The 13,834-nt window shown below is 70.5% G+C and carries 16 protein-coding genes; 13 read left to right on the top strand and 3 right to left on the bottom strand.

The window, feature by feature from the left end; genetic code table 11:
• The first annotated feature begins 1 nt into the window (after position 1).
• The 8 genes from hemL (at position 2) to E6R62_RS29635 (ending at position 8,324) form a co-directional block, all read left to right on the top strand.
• Positions 2 to 1,324 (top strand): glutamate-1-semialdehyde 2,1-aminomutase, encoded by a 1,323-nt coding sequence (gene hemL, locus E6R62_RS29670; RefSeq protein WP_136216569.1) that lies wholly within the window; start codon positions 2 to 4, stop codon positions 1,322 to 1,324.
• Positions 1,321 to 2,010 (top strand): histidine phosphatase family protein, encoded by a 690-nt coding sequence (locus E6R62_RS29665; protein ID WP_136216568.1) that lies wholly within the window; start codon positions 1,321 to 1,323, stop codon positions 2,008 to 2,010. Before hemL ends, E6R62_RS29665 begins: the two co-directional genes overlap by 4 nt.
• A gap of 293 nt (positions 2,011 to 2,303) precedes the next feature.
• Positions 2,304 to 3,527, top strand: coding sequence for a hypothetical protein (locus tag E6R62_RS29660; RefSeq protein WP_136216610.1), 1,224 nt, complete (start codon positions 2,304 to 2,306; stop codon positions 3,525 to 3,527).
• Between the two features lie 66 nt (positions 3,528 to 3,593).
• Positions 3,594 to 4,226: a TlpA disulfide reductase family protein gene (locus E6R62_RS29655; RefSeq protein WP_136216567.1), complete on the top strand. Its 633-nt coding sequence runs from the start codon at positions 3,594 to 3,596 to the stop codon at positions 4,224 to 4,226.
• 5 nt (positions 4,227 to 4,231) lie between these two features.
• Positions 4,232 to 5,011 (top strand): cytochrome c biogenesis CcdA family protein, encoded by a 780-nt coding sequence (locus tag E6R62_RS29650; RefSeq protein ID WP_136216566.1) that lies wholly within the window; start codon positions 4,232 to 4,234, stop codon positions 5,009 to 5,011.
• A gap of 13 nt (positions 5,012 to 5,024) precedes the next feature.
• Positions 5,025 to 6,716 (top strand): cytochrome c biogenesis protein ResB, encoded by a 1,692-nt coding sequence (locus tag E6R62_RS29645; protein WP_136216565.1) that lies wholly within the window; start codon positions 5,025 to 5,027, stop codon positions 6,714 to 6,716.
• Positions 6,713 to 7,792 carry a c-type cytochrome biogenesis protein CcsB gene (ccsB, locus tag E6R62_RS29640; RefSeq protein WP_136216564.1) on the top strand — a complete coding sequence of 360 codons (1,080 nt, stop codon included), beginning with the start codon at positions 6,713 to 6,715 and terminating at the stop codon, positions 7,790 to 7,792. The genes E6R62_RS29645 and ccsB overlap by 4 nt, the downstream gene beginning before the upstream one ends.
• A 25-nt stretch (positions 7,793 to 7,817) precedes the next feature.
• A complete protein-coding gene (locus E6R62_RS29635; protein ID WP_136216563.1) occupies positions 7,818 to 8,324 on the top strand; it encodes an SRPBCC domain-containing protein in 507 nt (168 codons plus the stop codon).
• Between the two features lie 19 nt (positions 8,325 to 8,343).
• Here the strand turns inward: E6R62_RS29635 and E6R62_RS29630 are convergent, their stop codons facing one another.
• Entirely contained in the window at positions 8,344 to 8,652 is a 309-nt protein-coding gene (locus E6R62_RS29630) for a PLD nuclease N-terminal domain-containing protein (RefSeq protein WP_136216562.1), read from the bottom strand.
• Positions 8,653 to 8,742: 90 nt separating this feature from the next.
• Between E6R62_RS29630 and E6R62_RS29625 the strand changes: the two genes are divergently transcribed.
• From E6R62_RS29625 to mqnP, 3 genes are read left to right on the top strand one after another with little or no spacing between them, the layout of a single operon-like run.
• Complete coding sequence (locus E6R62_RS29625; protein WP_136216561.1) at positions 8,743 to 10,200, top strand: menaquinone biosynthesis decarboxylase; 1,458 nt, start codon at positions 8,743 to 8,745, stop codon at positions 10,198 to 10,200.
• Positions 10,197 to 10,676 (top strand): hypothetical protein, encoded by a 480-nt coding sequence (locus tag E6R62_RS29620; protein ID WP_136216560.1) that lies wholly within the window; start codon positions 10,197 to 10,199, stop codon positions 10,674 to 10,676. Before E6R62_RS29625 ends, E6R62_RS29620 begins: the two co-directional genes overlap by 4 nt.
• On the top strand, positions 10,676 to 11,596 hold the full coding sequence (gene mqnP, locus E6R62_RS29615; protein ID WP_136216609.1) for a menaquinone biosynthesis prenyltransferase MqnP: 921 nt from the start codon (positions 10,676 to 10,678) through the stop codon (positions 11,594 to 11,596). The genes E6R62_RS29620 and mqnP overlap by 1 nt, the downstream gene beginning before the upstream one ends.
• Before the next feature lie 21 nt (positions 11,597 to 11,617).
• Here the strand turns inward: mqnP and E6R62_RS29610 are convergent, their stop codons facing one another.
• Positions 11,618 to 12,157, bottom strand: coding sequence for a rhomboid family intramembrane serine protease (locus E6R62_RS29610; protein WP_136216608.1), 540 nt, complete (start codon positions 12,155 to 12,157; stop codon positions 11,618 to 11,620).
• Positions 12,158 to 12,351: 194 nt separating this feature from the next.
• Here E6R62_RS29610 and E6R62_RS29605 point away from each other — a divergent pair, with 194 nt between their 5' ends.
• Positions 12,352 to 13,038: a UbiX family flavin prenyltransferase gene (locus E6R62_RS29605; RefSeq protein WP_136216559.1), complete on the top strand. Its 687-nt coding sequence runs from the start codon at positions 12,352 to 12,354 to the stop codon at positions 13,036 to 13,038.
• Here the strand turns inward: E6R62_RS29605 and E6R62_RS41900 are convergent.
• On the bottom strand, positions 13,035 to 13,169 hold the full coding sequence (locus E6R62_RS41900; RefSeq protein WP_268250203.1) for a hypothetical protein: 135 nt from the start codon (positions 13,167 to 13,169) through the stop codon (positions 13,035 to 13,037). The two genes, E6R62_RS29605 and E6R62_RS41900, sit on opposite strands and share 4 nt — an antisense overlap.
• A gap of 123 nt (positions 13,170 to 13,292) precedes the next feature.
• Here E6R62_RS41900 and E6R62_RS29600 point away from each other — a divergent pair, with 123 nt between their 5' ends.
• Positions 13,293 to 13,748 carry an Lrp/AsnC family transcriptional regulator gene (locus E6R62_RS29600; protein WP_136216558.1) on the top strand — a complete coding sequence of 152 codons (456 nt, stop codon included), beginning with the start codon at positions 13,293 to 13,295 and terminating at the stop codon, positions 13,746 to 13,748.
• Positions 13,749 to 13,834 lie beyond the last annotated feature (86 nt).

The raw sequence follows: 13,834 nt of genomic DNA, 5'->3' as shown, positions 1-13,834 counted from the left end.
CATGGCTGGTGTGAGCTACCCGTATCCGTATGAAGCCCCAGTCTCGCAGAACCTGTTTACGCGCGCGTCCGTAGTGACGCCCGGCGGCGTGAACTCTCCCGTGCGCGCCTTCCGCGCCGTGGGGGGTACGCCCAGGTTCATGGTGTCTGGTACCGGTCCGTATCTGACCGATGCCGACGGCCGCGAGTACGTCGACCTGGTCTGCTCGTGGGGACCGATGATCCTCGGCCATTCCCACCCCGCCGTGATCGAGGCGGTCCAGGCCGCCGTCGCCCGCGGCACGTCCTTCGGTACGCCGGGCGAGGGCGAGGTCGCGCTCGCCGAGGAGATCGTCGCCCGCATCGAACCCGTCGAGCAGGTGCGTCTGGTGTCGTCCGGCACCGAGGCGACCATGTCGGCGATCCGGTTGGCCCGCGGTTTCACCGGCCGCGCCAAGGTCGTGAAGTTCGCCGGCTGCTACCACGGTCACGTCGACGCGCTGCTGGCGTCGGCCGGTTCCGGGCTCGCGACCTTCGCGCTCCCCGACACCCCGGGTGTCACGGGCGCGCAGGCCGGCGACACGATCGTGCTCCCCTACAACGACCTGGAGGCGGTCCGGGCGGCGTTCGCCGCGCACCCGGGCGAGATCGCCTGCGTGATCACGGAGGCCGCGCCCGGCAACATGGGCGTGGTCACCCCCGGCGAGGGCTTCAACCAGGGCCTCGCCGACCTGTGCCGCGAGAACGGCGCGCTGTACATCTCCGACGAGGTGATGACGGGCTTCCGTACCTCCCGCGCCGGCTGGTACGGCGTGGACGGGGTCAAGCCCGACCTGATGACCTTCGGCAAGGTCATGGGCGGGGGCTTCCCGGCCGCGGCGTTCGGCGGTCGCGCCGACGTGATGGGCCACCTGGCCCCGGCCGGCCCGGTCTACCAGGCGGGCACGCTCTCCGGTAACCCGGTCGCCACCGCCGCCGGTCTCGCGCAGCTGCGCCTGCTGGACGAGGCGGCGTACGAGAAGGTCGACGCGGTGTCGCGGCAGATCCAGGGCCTGGTCACCGAGGCGCTGACGAAGGAGGGAGTCGCGCACCGGCTGCAGACCGCCTCCAACATGTTCTCGGTCTTCTTCACGGAGGACGAGGTGAGGAACTACGACGACGCGAAGAAGCAGGACGCCTTCCGCTTCAACGGGTTCTTCCACTCGATGCTGGCGCAGGGCGTCTACCTGCCGCCGTCGGCGTTCGAGTCGTGGTTCGTGTCCACCGCCCACGACGAGCAGGCCGTCGAGCGCATCGCCGCCGCCCTGCCCGCCGCCGCCCGCGCCGCGGCGGAGGCCTCCGCATGAGCGGCGGCACGCGCGGTGAGATCACCGTCGTCCACCTGATGCGGCACGGCGAGGTGCACAACCCGGACGGGGTCCTCTACGGCCGCCGCCCGGGTTACCACCTCTCCGAGCTGGGCCGGCAGATGGCCGAGCGGGTCGCGGAGCACCTGCGGTCGCGGGACATCACCTACGTCGTCTCCTCCCCGCTGGAGCGGGCGCAGGAGACGGCCGCCCCGGTCGCGAAGGCGCACGGCCTCGACCTGGCGACCGACGCGCGGCTGTTGGAGGCGGAGAACGTCTTCGAGGGCAAGACCTTCGGCGTCGGTGACGGGGCGCTGCGCAAGCCGGCGAACTGGAAGCACCTGACGAACCCGTTCAAGCCGTCCTGGGGCGAGCCGTACGTCGAGCAGGTCGTGCGGATGATGAGCGCGCTGGAGGCGGCGCGGGACGCGGCGCGCGGGCACGAGGCGGTGGCGGTGAGCCACCAGCTGCCGATCTGGATCGTGCGCAGCTTCGCGGAGAAGCGGCGGTTGTGGCACGACCCGCGCCGGCGGCAGTGCACGCTGGCGTCGCTGACCTCGTTCACGTTCCAGGGCGACGCGTTGGTGTCGGTGGGCTACAGCGAGCCGGCCCGGGACCTGGTCCCGGCACACCTGCTGGCGGGGGCCAAGCCGGTGAAGGGCAAGTCGAAGGCCTTCGGCGCGTAGCCCCGCCACGGCGGCCCCCGTGCCGCAGCCGGTCGGCCTGGGGCCCACCGCCCCGGCCCCGCCGCGCCCGAGGCGCGGGGGCCGGGGTCCGGGGCGGTGCAAGCGACACACCGCCCGCGGCTCCCGTCCCACCCGCCCCACCGCCCCGCCCGTCAGGCCCCCGCCCCCGGCGGCGCACGCCCGGGCCGGGGTGTGCCAAGGTTTGGCCTATTTTCGTACAAGTCGCTCCATCGCGGTCGTGTCGCTCTCCCCCTCCGTCTGAATGTCGGTTTGTATGACATTTCATGAGCGATGTGCGCGACTTCAGTCGAAGGGCGTTGCTGGGACTGGGACTTGGCGCCGTGGCGGCCGGCGTCGCCGGGTGCGGTGGCACGTCCGGGCCGGGTGGCGCGGGTCCGGCGAGCCCCCGGGGCGGCGCCGAGCCCCACGCGCCCGCCGTCAAGCCGATCGGCGACGGTTCCACCGCCGACACCGGTCCCCAGCCCCACCAGCCGGCGGCCCCCGTCCCGCTCCAGCCGGGCGAGACCCCGCCCCAGTTCGTCGTGTTCAGCTGGGACGGCGCCGGCGAGGTCGGCAACGGACTCTTCCCCCGCTTCCTGAAGGTCGCCAAAGACCACGGCGCGGCCATGACCTTCTTCCTCTCCGGGCTCTACCTGCTGCCCGAGTCCAAGAGGGACCTCTACCGCCCGCCCGGCAACCCCGTCGGCGCCTCCGACATCGGCTACCTGAACGACGACCACATCCGCGCCACGCTCACCCACGTGCGCCAGGCGTGGCTGGACGGCCACGAGATCGGCACCCACTTCAACGGCCACTTCTGCACCGGCTCCGGCTCCGTGGCCCACTGGAGCCCGGAGGACTGGCAGAGCGAGATCGACCAGGCCGTGTCGTTCGTCACCGACTGGCGGACCAACACCGGCTTCACCGACCTCCCGCCGCTGCCCTTCGACTACCGCAAGGAGCTGATCGGCGCGCGCACGCCCTGCCTGCTCGGCCAGGAGAACCTGCTGCCCACCGCCGGCAAGCTCGGCTGGCGCTACGACGCCTCCTCGCCCGGCGGCGAGCAGCGCTGGCCCCGCAAGCGGGAGGGCCTGTGGGACCTGCCCCTCCAGTCGATGCCCTTCCCCGGGCACTCCTTCGAGGTGCTGTCGATGGACTACAACATCCTCGCGAACCAGTCCGTCAACACCACCCGGGGCGTCCCCGCCAACTACCCCGCCTGGCGCACCCAGGCCACCGCCGCCTACCTCGGCGGCTTCAAGCGGGCCTACGAGACCAACCGCGCGCCCCTGTTCGTCGGAAATCATTTCGAGGACTGGAACGGCGGGATCTACATGGACGCCGTCGAGGAAGCTCTCAAGGGCATGTCGGACAAAAAGGGCGTACGGCTCGTATCCTTCCGGCAGTTCGTCGACTGGCTCGACGTCCAGGACCCGCGCCTCCTGGCCAAGCTGAGCGCCCTCACCCCCGGCCAGGAGCCGGCCGGTGGCTGGCGCACGTACCTCGCCTCCGGCTGACCAGCGGCTTGGCGCACGCCCGGGGGGCGCGGAAGATCCACAAATCGGTCATGCGAAACTTTTCACATGAGCCTTGGCCAAGCCCCCCGACGCCGCCGCTCGACCAGCGGCCGCGTCAGCCTGCTGACCGCGGTGACCCTCGCGAGCGCCCTGACCCTCACGGCGTGCGGCGATTCGGACAGCGGCAAACCCTCCGGTTCCGCCGGCGGGAACTACGTCGCCGGCGCCGGCGGCATCTCCACCGTCGCCAAGGGCGAGCGCACCCAGGCGCCCAAGCTCGACGGCGAGACGGTCGACGGCAAGACGCTCGACACGACCACCCTCAAGGGCAAGGTCGTCGTCCTCAACGTCTGGGGCTCCTGGTGCCCGCCGTGCCGCGCCGAAGCCCCGTACTTCGCCAAGGTGTCGAAGGAGCTGACCGACGGCGGCAAGGACGTCGCCTTCGTCGGGCTGAACATCCGGGACAACAGCAAGCAGAACGCCACCGCCTTCGAGGAGAACTTCGGGATCACCTACCCGAGCCTCTACGACCCCGACGGCCGACTGATCCTGCGCTTCCCCAAGGGCACGCTGAACCCGCAGTCGATCCCTTCCACGGTCGTCCTCGACAAGGAGGGCAAGATCGCCGCCCGTACGCTGGTCGCGCTCAACGAGACCCAGCTGCGCTCGATGATCGACCCGTTGCTCGCGGAGAAGTGACCGGCGTGGTCACCGAGCTCCACCTCCTGGCCGCCGAGGCGACCGGCGTGAACACCACCGTCCTGAACGGGGCGCTGCTGCTCGCGCTGCCCCTGTCGCTGCTGGCCGGCCTGGTCTCCTTCTTCTCGCCGTGCGTACTGCCCCTGGTCCCCGGCTACCTGTCCTACGTGACCGGGGTGGGCGGCGCCGACCTCGCCGACGCGCGGCGCGGACGGATGCTGGCCGGGGCGAGCCTGTTCGTCCTCGGGTTCACGGCCGTCTTCGTCTCGACGGGCGCGCTCTTCGGCTACTTCGGGGACACCCTCGCCGAGAACAAGGACGTCATAGCGCGCGTCCTCGGCGGCCTGGTGATCCTGCTCGGCCTGTTCTTCATGGGGGCGATCCCCGGCCTGACGATGCGCGAGTTCCGCTTCCACAAGAAGCCGGCCGCCGGTCTGATCGGCGCGCCCCTGCTCGGCGTACTCTTCGGCGTCGGGTGGACCCCCTGCATGGGTCCCACCCTCGCCGCCGTCAACACGCTCTCCATCGACCAGGCGACCGCCGGCCGGGGCGCCCTGCTCACCACGGTGTTCTGCCTGGGACTCGGGGTGCCGTTCATCCTCACCGCGCTCGCCTTCCGCAAGGCGCTCGGCGCGTTCGGGTGGGTCAAGCGGCACTACGCGTGGGTGATGAGGATCGGCGGAGGGATGCTGATCGTCACCGGGCTGCTCCTCGTCACAGGTTGGTGGGGCACGCTCATCAGCGACATGCAGAGCTGGACCAACGGCTTCACGGTGGGGATCTGAGGACTACACGGACATGAGTACGACCGACAAGGCGCCCCCCGAGGCGTCCCAGCAGACCGAGGACGCCGCCGCCGGGGCGCAGCTGTCCACCGCCCCCCTGGAGGACGCCCCCGGCGCTCCCGTGGGGATCGGCGTGATCGGCTGGCTGCGCTGGTTCTGGCGCCAGCTCACCTCCATGCGGGTGGCGCTGATCCTGCTGTTCCTGCTCTCCCTCGCCTCCATCCCCGGCTCGCTCATCCCGCAGACCCAGGTCGACGCGATGAAGGTCGCCACCTGGAAGCGCGAGCACGCCTCCTGGGTGACGGTCGCCGAGAAGCTCCAGCTCTTCGACGTGTACAGCTCGGTGTGGTTCTCCGCGATCTACCTGCTGCTGTTCGTCTCGCTGATCGGCTGCATCCTGCCCCGCTCCTGGCAGTTCGTGGGCCAGCTGCGCGGCCGGCCGCCCGGCGCGCCCAAGCGGCTCGACCGACTGCCCGCCTACACGACGTGGCGTACGGACAAGCCCGCGGACGAGGTCATCGCGGCGGCGGGGAAGGTGCTGGCGGGAAGCCGCTTCCGCACGGAGACGCGCGCCGGCTCCGTGGCGGGCGAGAAGGGCTACCTGCGCGAGGCCGGGAACCTGGTCTTCCACATCGCCCTCATCGTGATGCTGGTGGCCTTCGCCTGGGGGCAGCTCTACAAGTCCGAGGGCGGCAAGCTCGTCCTGCGCGGCAAGGGCTTCTCCAACACGCTCACCCAGTACGACGACTTCAAGTCCGGGTCCTTCTTCACCCCCGACGACCTCCCGCCGTTCTCCTTCACCCTGGACCGGTTCGACGCCTCGTACGCGAAGACCGGCCCGCAGAAGGGCACCGCGCGCGACTTCAAGGCGCACGTCACTTTCCGCGACGGCGCGGACGGCGCACCGCACCAGCGGGAGATCGAGGTCAACAAGCCGTTGGAGGTCGACGGCTCCAAGGTCTACCTCCTGGGCCACGGCTACGCGCCGATCGTCTCGGTGACCGACCCCACCGGCAAGGTGATCTTCAAGGACGCCGTGCCGATGCTCCCGCAGGACTCCAACCTCACCTCCTCCGGTGCCATCAAGGTCACCGACGGCTACAAGGACAAGGACGGCAAGAAGGAACAGCTCGGCTTCGGTGCCATGTTCGTGCCGACCTACGCGGGCGAGGGCAAGGGGACGATGTTCTCCCAGTTCCCCGACCTGGGCTTCCCGGCGCTCATGCTGAGCGCCTGGCACGGCAGCCTCGGCGTGGACTCCGGTCTGCCGCAGAACGTCTACCAGCTCGACACGTCGAAGATGCAGATGTTCAAGGACGACTCGGGCCAGTTGTTCAAGCAGAAGATGCTGCCCGGGGAGACGATGACCCTGCCGGGCGGCGCGGGCACCGTGAAGTTCGAGGGCATCGAGCGCTGGGCCACCTTCTCGATCACCCACCAGCCCGGCAGCGGCCTCGCGCTCGCGGGCGCCATCGCCGCCATCGGCGGACTGGCAGGCTCCCTGTTCATCCAGCGCCGCCGGATCTGGGTCCGGGCGGTCACGGGCGAGGACGGGGTGACCGTCGTGGAGATGGCCGGCCTCGGCCGCAGCGAGTCCACCAAGCTCCCCGAGGAACTGGGAGCGCTCGCCGCCGCGCTCCACCAGCAGGCGCCCACGGCGCCCGACCAACCTGTCAAGGAAACCGTTGAAGGGGAGCGCGGATGACGCCGCTCGCAGCCGAGGCCAATGAGAACCTGGCCCAGATCAGCAACTACCTGGTCTATTCGTCGATGGCGGTCTACACGTTCGCCTTCCTCGCCCACATCGCCGAGTGGATTTTCGGCAGCCGCAGCAAGGTCGGCCGCACCGCCGCCGCGCTGACCGGGGCCAAGGCCGCCGCGGCGCCGGCGGTGCAGGTGCGCGGCAAGGGGGGCACCGCCGTCCTCGACCGGCCGCAGGTCGTCACCCGGTCCGCCGCCGGCACCCGTGACGTCCCGGACGGCCCCGGCGCCGCGGGCGGCACCGAGCAGGGCGACCTGTACGGGCGGATCGCGGTCTCGCTGACCGCGCTCGGCTTCCTCATCGAGGCGGCCGGTGTCGTCGCGCGCGCGACGTCCGTGAAGCGGGCCCCCTGGGGCAACATGTACGAGTTCTCGCTCACCTTCTCCACGGTGGCCGTCGCCGCGTACCTGATCCTGCTGATGCTCGGGAAGAACGTCCGCTGGATGGGCCTGATCCTGGTCACCACCGTCCTGCTGGACCTGGGCATCGCCACCACCTGGCTGTACACCGCGAGCGACCAGCTGGTCCCGGCCCTGCACTCGTACTGGCTGTGGATCCACGTCTCCACCGCGATCATCTGCGGCGCGGTCTTCTACATCGGTGCCACCGGCACGGTGCTCTACCTCTTCCGTGACGGTTACGAGAGCCACCTGGAAGCCGGTCGCACCCCGGGCCGCTTCCGCACCTCGGTGATGGAGCGCCTGCCCTCGGCGGCCACGCTCGACAAGTTCTCCTACCGGATCAACGCCGCGTTCTTCCCGCTGTGGACCTTCACGATCATCGCGGGCGCGATCTGGGCGGGCGACGCCTGGGGCCGGTACTGGGGCTGGGACCCCAAGGAGGTCTGGTCCTTCGTGACGTGGGTGGCGTACGCCTGCTACCTGCACGCACGGGCCACGGCGGGCTGGAAGGGCCGCAAGGCCGCCTACCTGGCGCTGTTCGCCTTCGCCTGCTGGATCTGGAACTACTACGGCGTGAACATCCTGCTCAACGGCAAGCACTCGTACGCGGGCGTCTGACCGGCGTTAGTGGGACGCTGGTGTCATGTCTCCCGTGAGCCATGGCACCAGCGAGAGCCCCGGCGGGGGCCGCCTGCTGATCCGCTTCGAGCCGCACCTGGCGCACTCCTACGAGGACCTCTGGCCCGCCTTGACCACGGCGGACGGGCTGCGCCGTTGGCTGGGCGAAGCGGACGTCCTGGAACGGCACCTCGACGGCGCCGTCACCCTGCGCCCCCTCGACGGCGGTCCGGCGGCCTCGGGCCGGATCACGGCCTGGGACGTGGAGCGGGTCGTGGAGTACACGCTCGGCGGGCTCGGGCGGCTGCGCTTCCACCTGGAGCCGGTCGGCACGGACTCCACGGTGATCCGCTTCCTGAACGAGCGCGAGGGCCCGGGGCCGGAATCCGGCGACCCACTCGACGCCCTCGCTGACTGGCACCAGCACTTCGAACTCCTCGAAGCGGCGCTGACGGACCCCGCCGCGTGGACGCCGGCCCGCCGCGCCGAACTGCGCGACTCCTACGCGAGGCCCCTCACCCGGCGCCGCTGAGCGGTCGGCCCCGAGCCGGTCAGTCCTTGTCGGTGTCCCTGTCCCTGTTCTTGTCCTTGTTCTTGTCGTGCTCCTCGCGCAGGGACCGCAGGAACTCCGGGTTGTCGTCGGGCGCCACCCATTCGGTGCGGCGGTCACGGCCGCCGCCGGCCCGGGTCCTGCCCGCGAACAGCCACACCACCGGTCCGACGATCGAGAACAGCAGGATGATCAGTACCCACACCACCTTCGGCAGGTGCCTGACCTCCTCCTCCGGCGTGTTCAGGCAGTCGATGAAGGCGTAGATGGTCAGCGCGATGATCAGCAGGAACGGCAGGTAGCGCAGCACGGTGCGGGACCGACTCCCAGGCAGTGACGGCGGGCCCACGCGGAGCCCCGGTGACGTCCCCAGGGTAGTAGGTGACGGATACTGGGCCCCATGGCTTACGACGATCTCCGCTCGCTGCTCCGGGCTCTGGAGCGGGAGGGCGACCTCAAGCGCATCAAGGCCGAAGTCGACCCCTACCTGGAGGTCGGGGAGATCGTCGACAGAGTCAACAAGGCCGGTGGTCCCGCGCTGCTCTTCGAGAACGTCAAGGGCTCGGCCATGCCGCTCGCCATGAACGTCTTCGGGACCGACCGCCGGCTGCTCAAGGCCCTCGGCCTGAAGTCGTACGCGGAGATCAGCGACAAGATCGGCGGTCTCCTCAAGCCCGAGCTGCCCCAGGGCTTCATCGGCGTGCGCGAGGCGTTCGGCAAGCTCGGCTCGATGGTGCACGTGCCGCCGAAGAAGGTGAAGGGCGACTCCGCCCCGGTCCAGGAGGTCGTCCTCACCGGCGACGACGTGGACCTCGACCGCCTCCCGGCCCTGTTCACCTGGCCCAAGGACGGCGGCTCCTTCTTCAACCTGGGACTGACGCACACCAAACACCCGGAGACGGGCGTGCGCAACCTCGGCCTCTACCGCCTCCAGCGCCACGACAAGCGCACCATCGGCATGCACTGGCAGATCCACAAGGACAGCCGCAACCACTACGCGGTCGCCGCCGCGCGCGGTGAGCGGCTGCCGGTCGCGATCGCCTTCGGCTGCCCGCCGGCGGTCACGTACGCGTCCACCGCGCCGCTGCCGGGCGACATCGACGAGTACCTCTTCGCCGGGTTCGTCGCGGGCAAGCGCATCGAGATGGTCGACTGCAAGACGGTCCCGCTCCAGGTGCCCGCCAACGCCGAAGTCGTCATCGAGGGTTGGCTGGAGCCGGGCGAGATGCTGCCGGAGGGGCCGTTCGGCGACCACACCGGCTTCTACACCCCGCAGGAACCCTTCCCGGCGCTGACGATCGACTGCGTGACGATGCGCAAGCGTCCGCTCCTCCAGTCGATCGTGGTGGGTCGGCCGCCGACCGAGGACGGGCCGCTGGGGCGCGCGACGGAACGCTTCTTCCTGCCCCTGCTCAAGATCATCGTCCCGGACATCGTGGATTACCACCTCCCCGAGTCGGGCGGCTTCCACAACTGCGCGATCGTCTCGATCGACAAGAAGTACCCCAAGCACGCCCAGAAGGTCATGCACGCCATCTGGGGCGCGCACATGATGTCGCTGACCAAGCTGATCATCGTGGTGGACAAGGACTGCGACGTCCACGACCTGCACGAGGTGTCCTGGCGGGCGCTCGGCAACACCGACTACAGCCGTGACCTCACCGTCGTCGAAGGTCCCGTGGACCACCTGGACCACGCCTCCTACCAGCAGTTCTGGGGCGGGAAGGCCGGCATCGACGCGACGAAGAAGCTGCCCGAGGAGGGCTACACCCGCGACGGCGGCTGGCCCGACATGGTGGAGTCCGACCCCGCGACGGCCGCCCTGGTCGACAGCCGCTGGAAGGAGTACGGCCTGTGAGCCCCATCGGTGTGAGCGGACCCGAGCTCTTCATCGGCACCGACACGGCCTACGTGGCCCTGGTGCGGCCGCGGTTGGACCCGGCCGACCCGGAGGTCCGCGAGGCCGCCGGACAAGCGGGCGTCTCGGCGGAGGAGTTCGCGGGGCCCGGTGACGTCTGGGCGCTGATGTGGGAGGACGAGACCGGTGAGGGCGGCGGTTTCGAGCTGCCCGGCCTCAGGGACGCGGAGGCCGAGGACTTCGCCGGCCGGCTGCTGGCCGAGCTGTCCTTCGAGACCGGGCCGTTCATCGTCGGGGCGGGCGAGGTACTGCGCCTCCAGGCCTACCCGGGCCCCGGCGGCGCGGACTGCCGTTTCCTGTCGACCATCACCCCGCCGGAGGGCGAGGAGCTCTCCCCGCTCACGCTGGAGATCCCGGCCGTGGACGCCGACGCGCTGCGCGCCGATCTCGAAGACTTCCGCAGGAGCCTCGCATGATGACGACAGCCGACGGGGTGGTCGGGTCCGGCCCCGCGCCACAGGCCCCGGGCAAGGTCAAGGCGTTCCTGCGGCTCGTGATGATCGAACACTCGGTTTTCGCGCTGCCCTTCGCCTACATCGCCGCGCTGACCGCCATGTTCCGGCTCGACGGGACGACGCACTGGCTGAAGCTGCTGCTCGTCACGGTCTGCATGGTGGGCCTGCGGACCTTCGCGATGGCCGCCAACCGGATCATCGACCGCGAGATCGACGCCCGCAATCCCCGCACCGCCGGGCGCGAACTGGTCACCGGCGCGGTGTCCGTGCGCTCCGCCTGGACGGGGGCCGGCGTGGCGCTCGCCGTGTTCCTGGGCGCGGCGGCGCTGCTGAACCCGCTGTGCCTGGCGCTCGCGCCGCTCGCCGTGGTCCCGATGGTGGTGTACCCGTACGGCAAGCGGTTCACGAACTTCCCGCACGCCATCCTCGGCCTGGCCCAGGCGATGGGCCCGATCGGGGCCTGGCTGGCCGTCACCGGCGAGTGGTCCTGGGACGCGGTGATCCTCGGCCTCGCGGTGGGCGTGTGGATCGGCGGCTTCGACCTGATATTCGGCTGCCAGGACGTGGCCGCCGACCGCGCGGAGGGCGTGAAGTCGGTCCCGGCCCGCTTCGGCATCCCGGCGGCGCTGTGGGGCGCGCGCGGCGCGCACGTCGTCACCACCGCTCTGCTGGCCTGGTACGCGGTGGCCACGCACGCCGGGGTGTTCTTCTGGGTCGGTCTGGTGATCGTCGTGGCCGCCTTCCTCTACGAGCACACGATCGTCACGCCGCACGACCTGTCCCGGCTGAACCGCGCCTTCTTCACGGTGAATGGTTTCATCGGGATCGCGCTCTTCGTCTGCGCCGTACTGGACCTCGCCGTGCGGGGCCTGACCCTCTAGCACCGTCAGCCCGTCAGCCCGTCAGCCCGTCAGGGCCGGTCGCGGCGGGCGGCGGAAGAGGAACGCCGTCGCCACGCCCGCGACGAGTCCGAAGAGGTGCGCCTGCCAGCTGATCATCGAATCGGTGGGCAGGACGCCCGACAGAAACGTGGTGCCCCAGACGGCGGCGAGGGCGAGCCCGACCACCACCCCCAGCGGTCGGCGTTCCACGAAGCCGCGCACCAGCAGGTACCCGAAGAGTCCGAAGATCAGGCCCGAGGCGCCGGCGGTCACGGAGTGCGAAGGGGATATCAGCCACACCGCGAGGCCGTCGGCCAGGGTGATCACCGCCGACACGGCGAGGAAGCGGCGTATCCCGCCCAGGGCGGCGACGAAGCCCAGCACCAGCAGCGGGAGACTGTTGGACGCCACGTGGTCGAAGCCGAAGTGCAGGAACGGGGCCAGCGGTATCCCGCCCAGGCCGTCGGTCTCGCGGGCGGTGATCCCGTACGCGTCCAGCGCGTGCCCGGTGGCGTAGTCCACGGCCTCGATCACCCACAGCAGCGCGACCCAGGCCGACATCAGCTTCGCGGCGGCTTTGGCCCGATCGGCGCGGCCCCGGTCCTCCCCGCCCTGCCGCACGGCTCGTGCCGCCGGCCCTGCCCGCCCCGCGCGCACCTCTTCCACGCCGACCCCCCCGTCATTCGTGTCCACCCCTTGAACGTCCGGGCACCTTACTCCGTGCCCGCTCGCGGTGGCCGGATAGTCTCGGAGGCATGACTGACGGCAAGCGCACCCCGTGGGTGGTCGGGGTTTCCGGGGCGTCCGGGACGCCGTACGCGGCGGCGGTGCTCCGCGGGCTTCTCGCGGCGGGGGAAAGCGTCGACCTGGTGGTGAGCCGGGCGTCGCGCCTGACCCTGCTGGACGAGACCGGCATCGCGTTCCGGGACGCGCACTGGCGCGAGGACCTGGCCCGGTGGCTGGAACGCGGCGCGGACGGCAAGCCGGGCAGTTTCGCGACGCCCGAGCTGGACGACGTGCGCCACTGGGCCGCGGGGGACCTGGCCGCGGGGCCGAGCTCGGGTTCGTACCCCGTGCAGGGGATGCTGATCGTGCCCGCGTCCACGGCGTGCGTGGCGGGCGTGGCGCTGGGACTGTCGAAGGACCTGCTCCAGCGCGTGGCGAGCGTGACGCTCAAGGAGCGGCGCCGGCTGGTGGTCGCGGTGCGGGAGACTCCGCTGAACGGTCAGACCCTGAAGCACTTGGTGGCGCTGGACGAGGCGGGCGCGGTCGTGCTGCCCGCCTCTCCGGCGTTCTACGCGGGTGCGACGCACATCCAGGATCTGGTGGACTTCGTCGCGGGGCGGGTGCTCGACGCGGCGGGTGTGCCGCACCGGCTGTACCGCAGGTGGGAGGGGGAGCTCGGAGGTTCCCGTGCTCCCCGGGAGGCGAGCGGTGCCTAGCGCTTCTTGTCGGTGCGCGGCTTGCGCATCTTGTCGACGCGGTGCGCGGCGGACGGCTGGTCGGTGCGGGATCGGTTGGCCAGCTCCTGGAGCTGTCGCATGTGCGCGTAGGCCATCTCGATCGTGTACACGGTGAACCACTCCTGAAGATCGTCTTTGATCTGTTGAAAGATTTCACAGGGTGTTGACCCCTGTGTGCCTTAGATTCTATACCTAGACTCGCAGAATCGCCGAATAATGGAAGGCTCCACGTAATGGACACGGTGGACAGGCAGCTCATCCAGGCACTCCGGGAAAACGGCCGTGCCTCGTACGCGGAGCTGGGCCGTCTCGTGGGCCTCTCCGGCCCGAGCGTCACCGACCGCATCAACCGTCTGGAGACGGCGGGCGTGATCACGGGCTACCGCGCGACCGTGGACGCGGCCTCGCTGGGTCTCGGCGTCACGGCGCTCATCGGCATCTCGCTCTCCGACGCCGCCGACCACGAAGACGTGGCCCGCCGGCTGCGCGACCTCGCCGAGATCGAGGACTGCTGGTTCATCGCCGGCGACGACTCCTTCATGTTGAAGGTGCGCGCCAGCGACGTGGACGGCCTGGAGAAAATCATCCGCAAGCTCTCCGGCACCAAGGGCGTCTCGCGCACCCGCACCACCATCGTGCTCTCCACGAAGTGGGAGAACCGGGTCGGGGAACTGCCCGAGGAGGGCTGAGAGTACGGTGGGTGGCGGTCGCGGCCACCCGGACCACGGGTCGAGGCGGCGACGCGCAAAGCACGGGCAGTGCAGGACAGATCAGG

Source organism: Streptomyces sp. A1136 (assembly GCF_004795055.1).
Classification (GTDB): Bacteria; Actinomycetota; Actinomycetes; order Streptomycetales; family Streptomycetaceae; genus Streptomyces.
Note: the sequence above shows the minus strand (reverse complement) of the source record. Positions and strands in the feature narration are given on the sequence as shown.

Bases quoted from the DNA above. Each gene is read 5' to 3' on its own strand.
- E6R62_RS29655 (WP_136216567.1), top strand. From the start codon at position 3,594: ATGAGCCTTGGCCAAGCCCCCCGACGCCGCCGCTCGACCAGCGGCCGC.
- mqnP (WP_136216609.1), top strand. From the start codon at position 10,676: ATGACGACAGCCGACGGGGTGGTCGGGTCCGGCCCCGCGCCACAGGCC.
- E6R62_RS29645 (WP_136216565.1), top strand. From the start codon at position 5,025: ATGAGTACGACCGACAAGGCGCCCCCCGAGGCGTCCCAGCAGACCGAG.
- ccsB (WP_136216564.1), top strand. From the start codon at position 6,713: ATGACGCCGCTCGCAGCCGAGGCCAATGAGAACCTGGCCCAGATCAGC.
- hemL (WP_136216569.1), top strand. From the start codon at position 2: ATGGCTGGTGTGAGCTACCCGTATCCGTATGAAGCCCCAGTCTCGCAG.
- E6R62_RS29635 (WP_136216563.1), top strand. From the start codon at position 7,818: ATGTCTCCCGTGAGCCATGGCACCAGCGAGAGCCCCGGCGGGGGCCGC.
- E6R62_RS29610 (WP_136216608.1), bottom strand. From the start codon at position 12,157: ATGTCGGCCTGGGTCGCGCTGCTGTGGGTGATCGAGGCCGTGGACTAC.
- E6R62_RS29600 (WP_136216558.1), top strand. From the start codon at position 13,293: ATGGACACGGTGGACAGGCAGCTCATCCAGGCACTCCGGGAAAACGGC.
- E6R62_RS29665 (WP_136216568.1), top strand. From the start codon at position 1,321: ATGAGCGGCGGCACGCGCGGTGAGATCACCGTCGTCCACCTGATGCGG.
- E6R62_RS29605 (WP_136216559.1), top strand. From the start codon at position 12,352: ATGACTGACGGCAAGCGCACCCCGTGGGTGGTCGGGGTTTCCGGGGCG.
- E6R62_RS29625 (WP_136216561.1), top strand. From the start codon at position 8,743: ATGGCTTACGACGATCTCCGCTCGCTGCTCCGGGCTCTGGAGCGGGAG.